Here is a 12581-nt window from a genome sequence, read left to right as displayed (position 1 = left end):
GGCATGGGCTTCCAAGAGATCTTCGGCGCCCTACCCGAGGCCAGCGCCCAGGCCCCCGGGCGGGTGAACCTCCTGGGGGAGCACACCGACTACCAGGAAGGCTATGTCCTTCCCACCCCCCTTCCCTACTTCACCCGAGTGGAGGCGGGACGGGCGGAAGGACGGGTGGAGGCCTACAGCGAGAACCTGGGGGAGCTTCGGGCCAGGCCCCTGGAAAGCCCTCCCCAGGGGGACTTCCTGGACTACCTTTTGGGAGTGGTCCTGGCGCTTAGGGAGGCAGGCCACCCGGTGCCGGGGGCCCGCTTCTACGCTGAAGGGCGAGGTTCCCATAGGGGCCGGGCTCTCCAGTTCGGCCGCCTTGGAGGTGGCCGCCCTCAAGGCCCTGAGGCTCCTCTACCGCCTTCCCCTAAGCGACCAAGAGGTGGCCCTTCTGGCCCAGAGGGCCGAGGTGGCCTACGTGGGGGTGCGCTGCGGCCTCATGGACCAGATGGTGGCGAGCCTAGGGGAGCTGGGAAAGGCCTTCTTCCTGGACACCCGCACCCTCGGCCACGAGAACCTCCCCCTGCCCCCGGGAACCCGGGTGGCCGTCTTGGACCTGGGGCTTGGGCGCCGCCTGGCGGAGGCCGGGTACAACCAGCGCCGCCAGGAGGCCGAGGAGGCGGCCAGGCGCCTGGGGGTGAGGGCCCTTAGGGACGTGGCCGACCTCTGCCTGGTGGAAAGCCTCCCTCCGCCCCTGGACCGGCGGGCCCGGCACGTGGTGAGCGAGAACCTGCGGGTCCTCCGGGGGGTGGAGGCCCTCAGGCGGGGGGACGCCCGGGCCTTCGGGGAGCTCATGACCCAAAGCCACCGCTCCCTGGCCCAGGACTACGAGGTGAGCCTTCCCGAGCTGGACCAGCTGGTGGAGGAGGCCCTTAAGGCCGGGGCCCTGGGGGCCAAGCTCACGGGGGCAGGGTTCGGGGGGGCGGTGGTGGCCCTCCTCGAGGAAGGCCGGTACGGGGCCTTCCGGGAGGCTCTCCTCTCCCGCTTCCCGGGGTTGCGCATCCTCTAGGGGTAAGCTAGGGGCATGGAGCAACCCAGCCTTCTGCCCCTCCTGGACGCCCGTCTCCCCCTCACGGAGGAGAAGGTGGCGGAGGCCGCCCGCCTGGCGGGGGTACCCCTGGCCCAGGCCTGGGGGGTGGTGCGCTACTACCCCCGGTACCGGGGCCTGCCTCAGGGAAGGCTTCTGGTGGACGACCCCGTGGCCCGGGCCCGGGGCTTTCCCGGGCTTTTGCGGGAGGCGGACGGCACCCACCCCCCTTTGGGCCTCGAGGCCCTTTCCCCCCTTTACCTCCGCTTTACCCCCGAGGGGCGCTTCCTGGAGTGGGGCGGCCGGTGGGTCCCCTTCCGGGAGTTCCGCCTCCCCTTCGCCCTGGGCCGGGGAAAGCGGCTCATCCCCCCGGAACCCATCCTGAGCCTCCCCCAGCACCGCGCCCTGGGAGGGTTCTCCTGGCTTAAGGCCTGGGAGGCAGGCCAGCTCGCCCCGGAAAGGATCCTAAAGGGGGTGGAAGAGGCAGGGCTTCTGGGCCGGGGTGGGGCGGCCTTCCCCACCCACGTGAAGATGCGGGCCGTGGCCCAGGGGGAGCCCCCCAAATACCTGGTGGTGAACGCCGACGAGTCCGAGCCCGGGAATTTCAAGGACCGCTTCCTCCTGGAGCACCACCCCTTCCTGGTCCTGGAGGGGGCCCTCCTGGCGGCCCTGGCCGTGGGGGCAAGCCGGGTCTACCTCTACGTGCGGGAGGAGTTTGAGGCGGCCATAGAGGGCCTGGAAAGCGCCATCCGGGAGCTGGAGGAGGCGGGGCTTCCCGTCCCCATGGAGGTCTTCCGAAGCGGGGGCCTCTACATCTGCGGGGAAGAGACCGCCCTCCTGGAGTCCATGGAGGGCAGGCGGGCCGAGCCCCGCCTGAAGCCCCCCTTTCCCGTGGAGCGGGGGCTTTGGGGAAGGCCTACCCTGGTGCAGAACGTGGAAACCCTGGCGAACCTCCCCCTGATCCTTAGGGAAGGCCCAAAGGCCTGGCGGCAGGGGGAGCCCAAGCTCTTCTCCCTAAGCGGGGAAGTGGCCGAGCCCGGCCTCTACGAGCTCCCCCTGGGCACCCCCCTGGGAGAGGCCCTGCGCCGGGCGGGGGGAGAGCCCGAAGCCCTGAAGGCCGTCCTCCTGGGCGGGGCCGCCGGGGTCTTCACCCGGGACTGGGCCTTCCCCTTGCGCTTCAAGGAAAGGCTTCCCCTGGGGGCGGGGGCGGTGGTGGCCTTTGGGAAGGAAGCGGACCTCTGGGAGGTCCTCCAGGGCCTCGCCCACTTCTTCCGGGAGGAGTCCTGCGGCAAGTGCTTCCCCTGCCCCTTGGGCACGGCGGTACAGGTGGAGATGGTCAGGCGAAAGGAGCGGGACAGAGGCCTTCTAGAGGACCTCGCCCGCACCCTCAAGGGAAGCCTCTGCGGCCTGGGGCAGAGCGCCTACTGGGCCTACCAAAGCCTTCTGGAGGTGGAAGGTGCGGCTTAAGGTGGACGGGAAGGAAGTGGAGGCCAGGGAGGGAGCCCTCCTCCTGGAGGTGGCCGAGGTTCCCACCCTCTGCCACCACCCCCACACGGAGACCCAGGGGCTTTGCCGCCTCTGCCTGGTGGAGGCCCATGGGCGCTGGGTGCCCGCCTGCACCACCCGGGCCCAGGAGGGCATGGAGGTGCGCACGGAGACCGAGGAGCTTCGGGCCTACCGCAAGACCCTTCTGGAGTGGCTCGCCCTCACCACCGACCTCTCCTCGGCCCCCGGGCTCCAGGCCCTGATGGCAGGCTACGGGGCGAGGCCCGAGCGCTGGGGGAGGGTGGCGGGGCGGAAGGAACGGGAAGTCCTCAGGGACAACCCCTTTTTCCTGCGGGACTACGCCAAGTGCGTGAACTGCCGCCGGTGCGTGGACGCCTGCGGGGACGGGATCATGGGGGTCTACGCCCTGGCCCTGGAGGGCCGAGGCCTCCTGGCCCACCCCACCACCCCCCTGGACCGCCCCCTTCCCGAGACCCCTTGTGTTTTCTGCGGCAACTGCGTCCAGGTCTGCCCCACGGGGGCCTTGAGGCCCCTTTCCCTGGAGGTGGGATGATGCGCACCACGTGCCCCTATTGCGGTGTGGGCTGCCAGGTGGAGCCCGAGATCCGGGAGGGCCGGGTGGTCCGGGTCCTGGCCCCGGAGATTCCCCCCAACCACGGGGCCCTCTGTGTCAAGGGCCGCTTCGGCCTGGACTTCCCCTTCTCGGGTAAGCGCCTCCTCTACCCCATGGTACGGGAAAGGAAAGGGGCCCCTTTGCGCCGGGCCACCTGGGAGGAGGCCCTGGACCTGGTGGCGGGGAGGCTTCTAGAGGTTTTGGAGAAGGCGGGGCCGGAGGCCATCGCCGTCTTCCCCTCGGCCAAGACCACCAACGAGGAGGTCTACCTGGCCCAGAAGCTGGCCCGGGTGCTCCTTTCCACCCACAACGTGGACCACTGCTCCCGGCTTTGCCACTCCTCCTCCACCGCCGCCCTAAGCCGCTCCTTGGGCGGGGCCAGCATGACCAACCCCCTGGAGGACATCCCGAAGACGGACCTCTTCCTGGTGGTGGGCTCCAACACCACCGAGACCCACCCGGTCATCGCCGCCATGATCAAGAAGCGGGTGCGGCAAGGGGCCAGGATGATCGTGGTGGACCCGCGGTACACGGGCATGGCCGAGGCCGCCACCCTCTGGCTAAGGGTGCGCCCGGGGACCGACGTCTTCCTCTTGAACGCCATGGCCCGCCACATCCTGGAGGAGGGCCTATGGGACCGCCCTTACGTGGAGGCCAGGACCGAGGGGTTCGCGGAGTGGCGGGCCTCCCTGGAGGGGTACACCCTCGAGGCCGCCCAGGAGGTGACGGGCGTCCCCAAGGAAAAGATCGCCGAGGCCGCCCGCCTCTACGCCACCACGGAGAGGGCCGGGGCCTACTGGGCCATGGGGGTAACCCAGCACACCAAGGGCACGGCCACCGCCCAGGCCCTGGTCAACCTGGCCCTCCTCACGGGGAAGGTGGGCAAGGAAGGGGCGGGGCTCAACCCCTTGCGGGGCCAGAACAACGTGCAGGGGGCGGGGGACATGGGGGGGTTGCCCGACGTCTACCCGGGCTACCTGAAGGTGGCCGAGGAGGCCGTAAGGAGGAGGTTTGAAGCCTTCTGGGGCGTGCCCCTGCCCGAGAAGCCTGGCCTCCGCATGACCGAGGTCTTTGCCTCCATCCCCGAGGTCCGGGCCATCTACCTCGTGGGCGAGGACCCCGTGACCAGCGAGCCCTACCAGGACCACGTGAAGGCGAAGCTCCAGGCCCTTCCCTTCCTGGTGGTGCAGGACATCCTGGAGAACGAGACCACCCCCTTCGCCGACGTCATCCTGCCGGCGGCGAGCTTTTTGGAAAAGGACGGCACCTTCACCAACACCGACCGCCGGGTCCAACGGGTGCGGAAGCTTCTGGATCCCCCGGGGGAGGCCCGGCCCGACTGGTGGATCACCCAAGAGCTGGGGAAACGCCTCGCCCGGGCCCTGGGCCGCCCCTGGCGGGAGCATCCCGGCCCCGAGAGCGTCTGGGAGGAGATCCGCCAGGCGGTGCCGGAGATGATGGGGGGCATCTCCTACGCCAGGCTGGAGGAAGAGGGGGTGCGCTGGCCCTGCCCGGAGGAGGGCCACCCCGGGGAGGGGGTGCTCTTCCGGGAGCGCTTCAACACCCCCACGGGCCGGGCCCGCTTCTTCCCCGCCCCCTACACGCCCCCGGCGGAAACCCCCTCCCAGGACTTCCCCCTCACCCTCTCCACGGGCCGGGTCCTCTTCCACTGGCACGGGGGGACCCTAAGCCGCAACAGCCGCCTCCACGAGGCCTACCCGGAGCTGCGGGTGGAGGTGAACCCCCTGGACGCAGGGCGCCTGGGCCTAAAGGACGGGGAGCCCGTCTACGTGGTGAGCCGGAGGGGGCGGATCCTGGCCAAGGCCTGGGTCACGGACCGCACCCCGGAAGGGGTGGTCTACGCCCCCTTCCACTTCGCCGAGGCCCCCGCCAACCGCCTCACCCTGGACGCCCTGGACCCCATAAGCCGCATCCCCGAGTACAAGGTGAGCGCCGTGCGCCTGGAAAAGGCGGATTAAACGGCGGGGAAGGCGAAGGTCTCGTAGCCCAGCTCCGCCACGGCGAACCAGCGGAAAACCTCCCCCCGGAAGGTCCAGTAGGCGGCGTAGACCTTCTTGTAGGTGGCGTCCTTGGCCGCCTGCTCCTCGTAGAGGGCCTGGGCCTCCTCCAGGGCCTTTTTCATGATCTCGCCGGGCCAGCGCCTGAGGCGCACCCCCGCCTTGAGGAGGCGTTCCAAGGCCTTGGGGTTCTGGGCATCGTACTTGGCCATCATGGTGAGGTTGACCTCGGCCGCCGCCACCTGGAAGGCCTCCTGGAACTCCTTGGGAAGCCCCTGCCACGCCCTCTGCCCCACCAGGAAGGAGAGCTGGGCGCTGGGCTCCCAGAAGGAGGGGTAGTAGTAGTAGCGGGCCACCTTGTAAAAGCCCAGCTTCTCGTCGTCGTAGGGGCCGGAAAACTCCGTGGCGTCAATGGTCCCCCGCTCCAAGGCGGGGTAGATGTCCCCCGCCGCCAGGGTCTGGGGCACCACCCCAAGCCGGCCCATCACCAGCCCGCCCAGGCCGGGGATGCGCATCCTGAGGCCCTTGAGATCGGCGAGGGCCTTGATCTCCTTGCGGAACCAGCCCCCCATCTGGGCCCCGGTGTTGCCCCCGGGGAACTGGATCACCCCGAAGTCGGCGTAGACCTGCCTAAGGAGTTCCAGTCCCCCGCCCATGAGCATCCAGGCGTTGTGCTGGCGGTAGGTCATGCCGAAGGGCACGCCCCCGTCAAAAGCCAAGGCGGGGTTCTTGCCCACGTAGAAGGGACCGTAGGTGTGGCCCGCCTCCACGGTCCCCCCCTGGACCGCATCCAGCACCTGCCCCCCGGGCACGATCTCCCCCGCCTGGTAGACCCGGATCTGGAAGCGCCCCTCCGTGAGCTCGGAAACCCGCTTGGCCAGGTCCTCGGCCCCGCCGAAGAGGGTGTCCAGGCTCTTGGGGTAGCTGGAAACCAGCCGCCAGCGCACCTGGGGGGTCGCCTGGGCGAAGGCGGTGTAGGCCAGGCTCGCCGCAAGGCCCACCCCCACCCGCTTGAGGAAGCTCCGCCGTTTCATGGGACCTCCTTTGGCCTCCCACTATAGGGGATGGGGCTAGCCCCGCACAAGCCTTTCCACCTGGGCAAGGAGGGCCTGGCCCTCAAAGGGCTTGCCCAGAAAGGCCTGGGCCCCGGCCTTCAGGGCCTCCTCCTGGCTTTTGGCCGAGACGCTGGCGGAAAGGGCCAGGATGGGGGTCTGGCTCACGGCGCGGAGGGAGCGGATCACCTCGAGGCCCGAGAGGCCGGGCATCACCAGGTCGCAGATCACCAGGTCATACCCCTCCCCGAAGCGCTCCAAGGCCTCTTGGCCGGAAGGGGCCCAGTCCACCCGGTGGCCGGCCCGCTCCAGGAGGCGGCGCACCATGTGGGCCACCAGGGGCTCGTCCTCAACCAGAAGGATGCGGGCCATACAGGGGTAGGATAACCCGGAAGAGGCTTCCCTTTCCCTCCTCGCTTTCCACCTCTATCCGCCCCCCGTGGGCCTCCACGATGTGCTTGGAGATGAAAAGGCCAAGCCCGGTGCCGGAAACCCCCCGGGTGCGGGCGTTCGCGGCCCGGGCGTAACGCTGGAAGAGCCTGGGAAGGTCTTCCTTGGGGATGCCGGGGCCGGTGTCCTGGACCTCCAGGACCAGGTTTTCCCCAAGCCGCTTCGCCCTTAGACCCACCCTTCCCCCCGAGGGGGTGAACTTAAAGGCGTTGGAAAGCAGGTTCCCCACCACCTGCACCAGGCGCTCGGGGTCCGCCTCCAGCGTGGCCTCCTCCACCTCCACCCGGAACTCCACCCCGGAAAGCCGGGCCACCCCCTGGAAGCTTCGGGCCAGGTCCAGAAGGAGGGGCCTCAGGGACACCGGGCGCTTGGAGATCTCAAAGCGGCCCGCCTCGAGGCGGCTGGTGTCCAGGAGGTTGTCCACCATGGTCTTGAGGCGGAAGGCGCTTTCCAGGATGAGGTCCACCGACTCCTGGGCCGAGGGGGAGAGGGGCTCCTCCTTGAGGAGCTCCGCCAGGCCCATGATCACCGCCAGGGGGGTGCGGAGCTCGTGGGAGACGGCGGCGATGAACTCCCCCTTGACCCGCTCGGCCTCGAGCCTGGGCCTGAGGTCCCTGAGGTCCACCACCACCCCCCCTACCCTGGGGTCCTGAAGGAGGTTCCGCCCCCAGGCCTCCACGGGGATGGGGGTGCCGTCTTGGTGGAGGACCCTAAACTCCCCGGTGAGGGTGTGGCCCGGCTGGGAAAGAAGCTCCCTAAACAAGGCCTCCGCCTTGGACCGGTCCTCCGGGTGGACGAAGTCCAAGGCGTGGACCGGGGCCTCTTTGTACCCTTCGGGATCGTAGCCCAGAAGGCTCCGGACGCTGGAGCTGACGAAGCGGATCCCTCCCTCCTGGTCCAGCACGTAGACCACGTCCTGGGAGTTTTCCAAAAGGGCCTTGAGGCGCTCCTCCTCCGCCTCCAGAAGGGCCAGAAACCGCCCCTTCTCCAGAACCAGGGCCAGGAGGGTGGCCACCTGGCCCAGGCGGGCCAAAAGCCTCTCGGAAAAGCGCCGCCTCCTCCGGTAACCCAGGAGGAGGGCGCCCCTGAAGCCCTCGGCGCGGAAGGGCACCACCAGGGCGCTTTCCAGGCCCAAGGCCCCCGCCAGGGCGCAGTCTTCGGGCGTCAGAGCCTCCACCCCCAAAGGAGCCCCCTCCTCCAGGGCCCTCTCCAGGAGGTTGGGCCGGGGAAGCTCCCCGGGCAGGGGGCAGGTGCTGTGGAGCACCTCCCCTTGCCCCCCGCCTTCCGCCAGCAGGACCCCCTCCTGGGCGGCGAAGAGGGCCATGAGCCGCTCCACGATGGCCTGGCCCAGAGCCCGGAGGCCCCGCTGGCGCAGCGCCGCCTGGGCCACGTCCACCAGAGCCTGGGTGAAGGCCGCCTGGTCCCGCAAGGCCCTTTCCATGTGGGTGCGCTCGGTGATGTCGTGGAGGACCAGGATCCTGGCCTCCCCCACCCGCCCACCCCGCACGCTGTAGGTGGCCCCACCCAGGGCGAGCTCCAGCCTGCCCCCTTCCAAAGCGGGGGCCAAGGCGGCGGGAAGGTCCTCCAGGGCCACCTCCACCCCCAGGCCCAGGGCCTCCCGGGCCCGGCCGTTGGCGAAGCCCCGCTCCCCGAAGAGGACCACCACCCCGTCGGGAAGCTCCTCCAGCACCTGGGAGAGCCGGGTTCTCTCGGCGGCCAGGGCCAGGGAAAGGCGCGTCTTTTCCCGGTAAAGCTGGGCGTTGCGGAAGGCCACCCCCGCCGCCCCCGCCAGAAGCTCCAGGTACCGCACCTCCTCCTCAGAAACCGGGGGCCCCCCAGGCCCGTGGTCCACGGCCAGCACCCCGAGCACGCTCTCCTCGGCCACCACGGGCACGAAGGCCACGCTGGGCCCCATCCCCTGGGCCACCGTGGGCGGCAGGGCCTCCCGGGACACCAAGAGGCTCCGCCGCTCCCGGGCCGCCCGGGCCATGGGGTCGGGAGAGGAGGCCAGGGCCAGGTGGAGCCCGCTTTTCCCCTCGGTCCACAAGACCTCCTTCCCCTTCACGGTGAGGTGGCCCAGAAGCCTCTCCCCCCGCACCAGGGCCACGGTGACCCGGTAAAAGCCAAAGCGTTCGGCCAGGGCCCGGGCCAGGGTCTCCAGCACGGCGTTGGGGTCCAGGGCCCGGGCCACCTCGCGGGCGAGGGTGCTCACGTGGGCCAGGGCCTCCACGTGCCGGGAAAGCCGGGCCAGGGCCTCGTTCCTCTGGGTAAAGAGCTCCCCGTTTTTCAAGGCCAAGGCGGTGAGCTGGGCCAAGAGGGGGAGGAGGGGCTTTAAGGAAGGGGGAACCCCCTCCAAGGTCAACACCCCTCTGGCGGCAAAGCGGGGGCAGGAAGGGCAGACCAGGGGGCGGCTTTCCCGGGTGGCCCGGGGGCGCTCCGTGCACCGTCCCTCGGGGTCGGCCCAGCAGAAGGAGGCCTCCTCCCCCACCACCGGCAGAAGCCACTCCTCCTTGAGCTTCAAGGGCCCCTCGGCGAAGAAAGCCTCCTGCACCGGGCCCTTTTGGTAGAGGGGGAGGGCGATGGCCGAGACCGTGTAGTGCCGCCCCCTTCCCGAGGCTACCTCCCCCACCAGCTCCCGCATCTCGGGGCGGTACAGGAAAAGGGCCGCCCGCTCCACCCCCTCGTCCGTAGCTACCTCCAGGAGGTTCCTGAGGATCTGGGTGGGCTCGAGGTCCTTGAGAAGCGCCCGCTGGAACCGCGCCAGGACCTCCATCTGCCCCACAAGCCGCATCTTGCCCCAATGGTAGCATGGGGCCGGGGTTGCCAGGGGTGGGGCAAAATCTTAGACTGGGTCAAAGAGCGGGCCCCCTGGCCCTCGGAGGTGCGGCATGCCCATAGACTTCAGCCTCACGGAGGAGCAAAAACAGCTCCAGGCCCTGGCCCGGCGCTTCGCCAAGGAGGTCATCCTCCCCGTGGCCCGGGAGTACGACGAGAAGGAGGAGGTTCCCTGGCCTATTATAGAAAAACTCCATGAAGTTGGCCTCCTGAACGCCATCGTCCCGGAGGAGTACGGGGGGATGGGCCTCAAGATGCTGGACGAGGTCATCGTGGGGGAGGAGCTGGCCTACGCCTGCATGGGCATCTACACCATCCCCATGGCCAGCGACCTGGGCATCACCCCGGTGCTCCTGGCGGGGACCCACGAGCAGAAGGAGCGCTTCCTCAGGCCCCTCACCGAGAAGCCCGCCCTCGCCGCCTTCGCCCTCAGCGAGCCCGGAAACGGCTCCGACGCCGCCGCCTTAAAGACCAGGGCCGTCCGCCAGGGAGACCACTACGTCCTAAACGGCACCAAGATGTGGATCTCCAACGGCGGGGAGGCGGAGTGGGTGGTGGTCTTCGCCACGGTGAACCCCGAGCTCCGCCACAAGGGGGTGGTGGCCCTGGTGGTGGAGAAGGGCACGCCGGGCCTTAAGGCGGTGAAGATCCACGGGAAGATGGGGCAAAGGGCCAGCGGCACCTACGAGCTCGTCTTTGAGGACGTGAGGGTGCCCGTGGAAAACCGCCTGGGCGAGGAGGGAGAGGGCTTCAAGATCGCCATGCAGACCCTGAACAAGACCCGCATCCCCGTGGCCGCGGGGAGCGTAGGCGTGGCGAGGCGCGCCCTGGACGAGGCCATAAGGTACGCCAAGGAGCGGGAGGCCTTCGGGCAGAAGATCGCGGGCTTCCAGGCCATCCAGTTCAAGCTGGCGGACATGTACATCGGCCTGGAGACCGCCCGCACGTACACCTACTACGCCGCCTGGCTCGCGGACCAAGGCCTTCCCCACGCCCACGCCAGCGCCATCGCCAAGGCCTACGCCTCGGAGATCGCCTTTGAGGCCGCCAACCAGGCCATCCAGATCCACGGCGGTTACGGCTACGTGCGGGAGTTCCCGGTGGAGAAGCTTCTCAGGGACGTGAAGCTCAACCAGATCTACGAGGGGACCAACGAGATCCAAAGGCTCATCATCGCCAGGTACATCCTGGCGGAGTGAGGAGGTGAGGGATGAAGTTTGTGGCGGTGATCCGGCAGGTGCCCGACGGCGAGAGCAGGCTTAAGGTCCAGGGGGACCGGGTGGACCTCTCCGGGGCCACGATGATCCTGGACCAGATGGACGAGTACGCGGTGGAGGAAGCCCTCCGCCTCAAGGAGAAGCACGGAGGGGAGGCGGTGGTGGTGGGCTTTGGCCCCGAGCGCACCGAGGAGGCCATCCGCACCGCCTTGGCCATGGGGATGGACCGGGGGGTCCACGTGGTCTTTGAGGGCTACGCCGACCCGGTGGCCGTGGCCCTGGCCCTAGCGGAGGTGCTCAAGGAGGAGGCCCCCACCCTGGTCCTCACCGGGGGGCAGCAGGCGGACTGGGACAGCCAGGCCCTGGGGGGCGCCCTGGCGGAGGCCCTAGGGGTGCCGGTGGTGGCCTGGACCACCGCCCTCGAGCTGGAAGGGAACACAGCCAAGGCCAAGCACGACCTGGACGAGGGGGCGGAGTGGGTGCGGGTGAGGCTCCCCGCCGTCTTCACCACCCAGCAGGGCCTGAACGAGCCCCGCTACCCCACCCTGCCCGGCATCATGAAGGCCAAGAAGAAGGAGATCCGCAAGGTACAGGCGGCGGTGGCCCCCAGGGTGGAGCTTTTGGGCCAGGAGATCCAGGAAAAGGCCAGGCTCGGCAGGATCCTGGACGGCAAGGACCCCGTGCAGGCGGCCCAGGAGCTGGTGCGGCTTCTCCACGAGGAGGCCAAGGTCATCTAGGAGGTGCCCATGGTTCTGGTGGTTCTGGATCACGACGGGAGCAGGCTAAGGAAGGGGAGCCTCGAGGCCCTCACCCGGGCCCGTAGGCTGGCCGAGGCCCTGGGGGAGAAGGTGGCCGGGGTCCTCCTCGCCGAGGAGAAGGCCCCCCTGGAGGAGGCCCGCAAGCACGTGGGGACCCTCTACACCGCCACCCTAGGCCCCTACACCGCCGAGAAGTGGGCGGCGGGGGTCCTGGAGGCGGCCAAGGGAGGCGCGAAGGCGGTGGTGGCCCCCTCCTCGAGGCAGAGCCGCACCTACCTGGGCCGGGTGGCCTACGCCCTGAAGGCGGGGCTTCTGGAGGACACCCTGGACTCCTGGGCCGAGGGAGACCAGGTCTACGCCACCCGCTACGCCTACCTGAACCGGGTCACGGAGAAGGTGCGGGCCGCCCTCCCCGTGGTCCTCACGGTGAAGCCCAACACCACGCCCCTGGCCGAGCCCCTTGCGGGAGAGGCCGAGGTGGTGGCCCTCTCCGTCCCCCAGGTGCCCACGGTGGAGGTGCTGGAGCGCCTCCAGGAGGAGAAGAAGGGCGTCTCCCTCGCCGAGGCCAACGTGGTGGTGGCGGGGGGGCGGGGCATGGGAAGCGCCGAGGCCTTCAAAGGCGTGGAGGAGCTCGCCGCCCTCCTCGGGGGGGCCGTGGGGGCCACCCGGGCGGTGGTGGACGCGGGCTGGCGCCCCTACGCCGAGCAGGTGGGCCAGACGGGCAAGACCGTCCAGCCCGCCCTCTACATCGCCTTGGGGGTTTCGGGGGCGGTGCAGCACCTGGCGGGCATGAACAAGAGCAAGTACATCGTGGCCGTGAACAAGGACCCCGAGGCCCCCATCTTCAAGCACGCCGACTACGGCATCGTGGGGGACGTGCACCAGGTCCTGCCCGCCCTCATTGAAGCCGTCAAGAAGCTGAAAGACTGAGGACCCCTTACACCCCCCATGCTGGCCCAAGCCAGCATGGGGGCCCCGGCGCAAGGTTCCTTTGGGGCTTCCCCGGGCCGGAAACGGGAGCAAGGACATCAAGGGAAAGCGCCCGCGCGGCTAGGCCGCAGAGGGG

9 protein-coding genes and 1 pseudogene are annotated in these 12581 nt (G+C 69.6%); 7 read left to right on the top strand and 3 right to left on the bottom strand.

Annotated features, from left to right (window positions below):
* Positions 1 to 3: 3 nt before the first annotated feature.
* From galK to fdhF, 4 genes and pseudogenes are all read left to right on the top strand, one after another.
* Positions 4 to 1048: pseudogene (gene galK, locus ACZ5RK_RS08040) on the top strand (galactokinase).
* A gap of 15 nt (positions 1049 to 1063) precedes the next feature.
* Entirely contained in the window at positions 1064 to 2533 is a 1470-nt protein-coding gene (locus tag ACZ5RK_RS08035; RefSeq protein WP_464908727.1) for an NADH-ubiquinone oxidoreductase-F iron-sulfur binding region domain-containing protein, read from the top strand.
* On the top strand, positions 2523 to 3125 hold the full coding sequence (locus tag ACZ5RK_RS08030) for a 2Fe-2S iron-sulfur cluster-binding protein (protein WP_464908726.1): 603 nt from the start codon (positions 2523 to 2525) through the stop codon (positions 3123 to 3125). The genes ACZ5RK_RS08035 and ACZ5RK_RS08030 overlap by 11 nt, the downstream gene beginning before the upstream one ends.
* Positions 3125 to 5164 (top strand): formate dehydrogenase subunit alpha, encoded by a 2040-nt coding sequence (gene fdhF / locus ACZ5RK_RS08025; protein ID WP_464910074.1) that lies wholly within the window; start codon positions 3125 to 3127, stop codon positions 5162 to 5164. Before ACZ5RK_RS08030 ends, fdhF begins: the two co-directional genes overlap by 1 nt.
* On the opposite strand, the gene ACZ5RK_RS08020 is transcribed toward fdhF, so the two are convergent.
* The 3 genes from ACZ5RK_RS08020 to ACZ5RK_RS08010 are packed head-to-tail and all read right to left on the bottom strand — an operon-like array spanning position 5161 to position 9496.
* Positions 5161 to 6237: a TRAP transporter substrate-binding protein gene (locus ACZ5RK_RS08020; protein WP_464908725.1), complete on the bottom strand. Its 1077-nt coding sequence runs from the start codon at positions 6235 to 6237 to the stop codon at positions 5161 to 5163. The two genes, fdhF and ACZ5RK_RS08020, sit on opposite strands and share 4 nt — an antisense overlap.
* Before the next feature lie 36 nt (positions 6238 to 6273).
* The gene (locus tag ACZ5RK_RS08015; protein ID WP_054647650.1) at positions 6274 to 6627 is read right to left on the bottom strand and encodes a response regulator transcription factor; all 354 of its coding nucleotides are present in this window, start codon (positions 6625 to 6627) and stop codon (positions 6274 to 6276) included.
* Entirely contained in the window at positions 6605 to 9496 is a 2892-nt protein-coding gene (locus ACZ5RK_RS08010; protein ID WP_464908724.1) for an ATP-binding protein, read from the bottom strand. The genes ACZ5RK_RS08015 and ACZ5RK_RS08010 overlap by 23 nt, the downstream gene beginning before the upstream one ends.
* Positions 9497 to 9593: 97 nt before the next feature.
* Between ACZ5RK_RS08010 and ACZ5RK_RS08005 the strand changes: the two genes are divergently transcribed.
* The 3 genes from ACZ5RK_RS08005 to ACZ5RK_RS07995 are packed head-to-tail and all read left to right on the top strand — an operon-like array spanning position 9594 to position 12445.
* Entirely contained in the window at positions 9594 to 10739 is a 1146-nt protein-coding gene (locus tag ACZ5RK_RS08005; protein WP_464908723.1) for an acyl-CoA dehydrogenase family protein, read from the top strand.
* Between the two features lie 11 nt (positions 10740 to 10750).
* Positions 10751 to 11494, top strand: coding sequence for an electron transfer flavoprotein subunit beta/FixA family protein (locus ACZ5RK_RS08000; protein WP_054647622.1), 744 nt, complete (start codon positions 10751 to 10753; stop codon positions 11492 to 11494).
* Positions 11495 to 11503: 9 nt separating this feature from the next.
* On the top strand, positions 11504 to 12445 hold the full coding sequence (locus tag ACZ5RK_RS07995; protein ID WP_464908722.1) for an electron transfer flavoprotein subunit alpha/FixB family protein: 942 nt from the start codon (positions 11504 to 11506) through the stop codon (positions 12443 to 12445).
* Positions 12446 to 12581: the final 136 nt, after the last annotated feature.

The organism is Thermus kawarayensis JCM 12314, from assembly GCF_055393575.1.
Note: the sequence above shows the minus strand (reverse complement) of the source record. Positions and strands in the feature narration are given on the sequence as shown.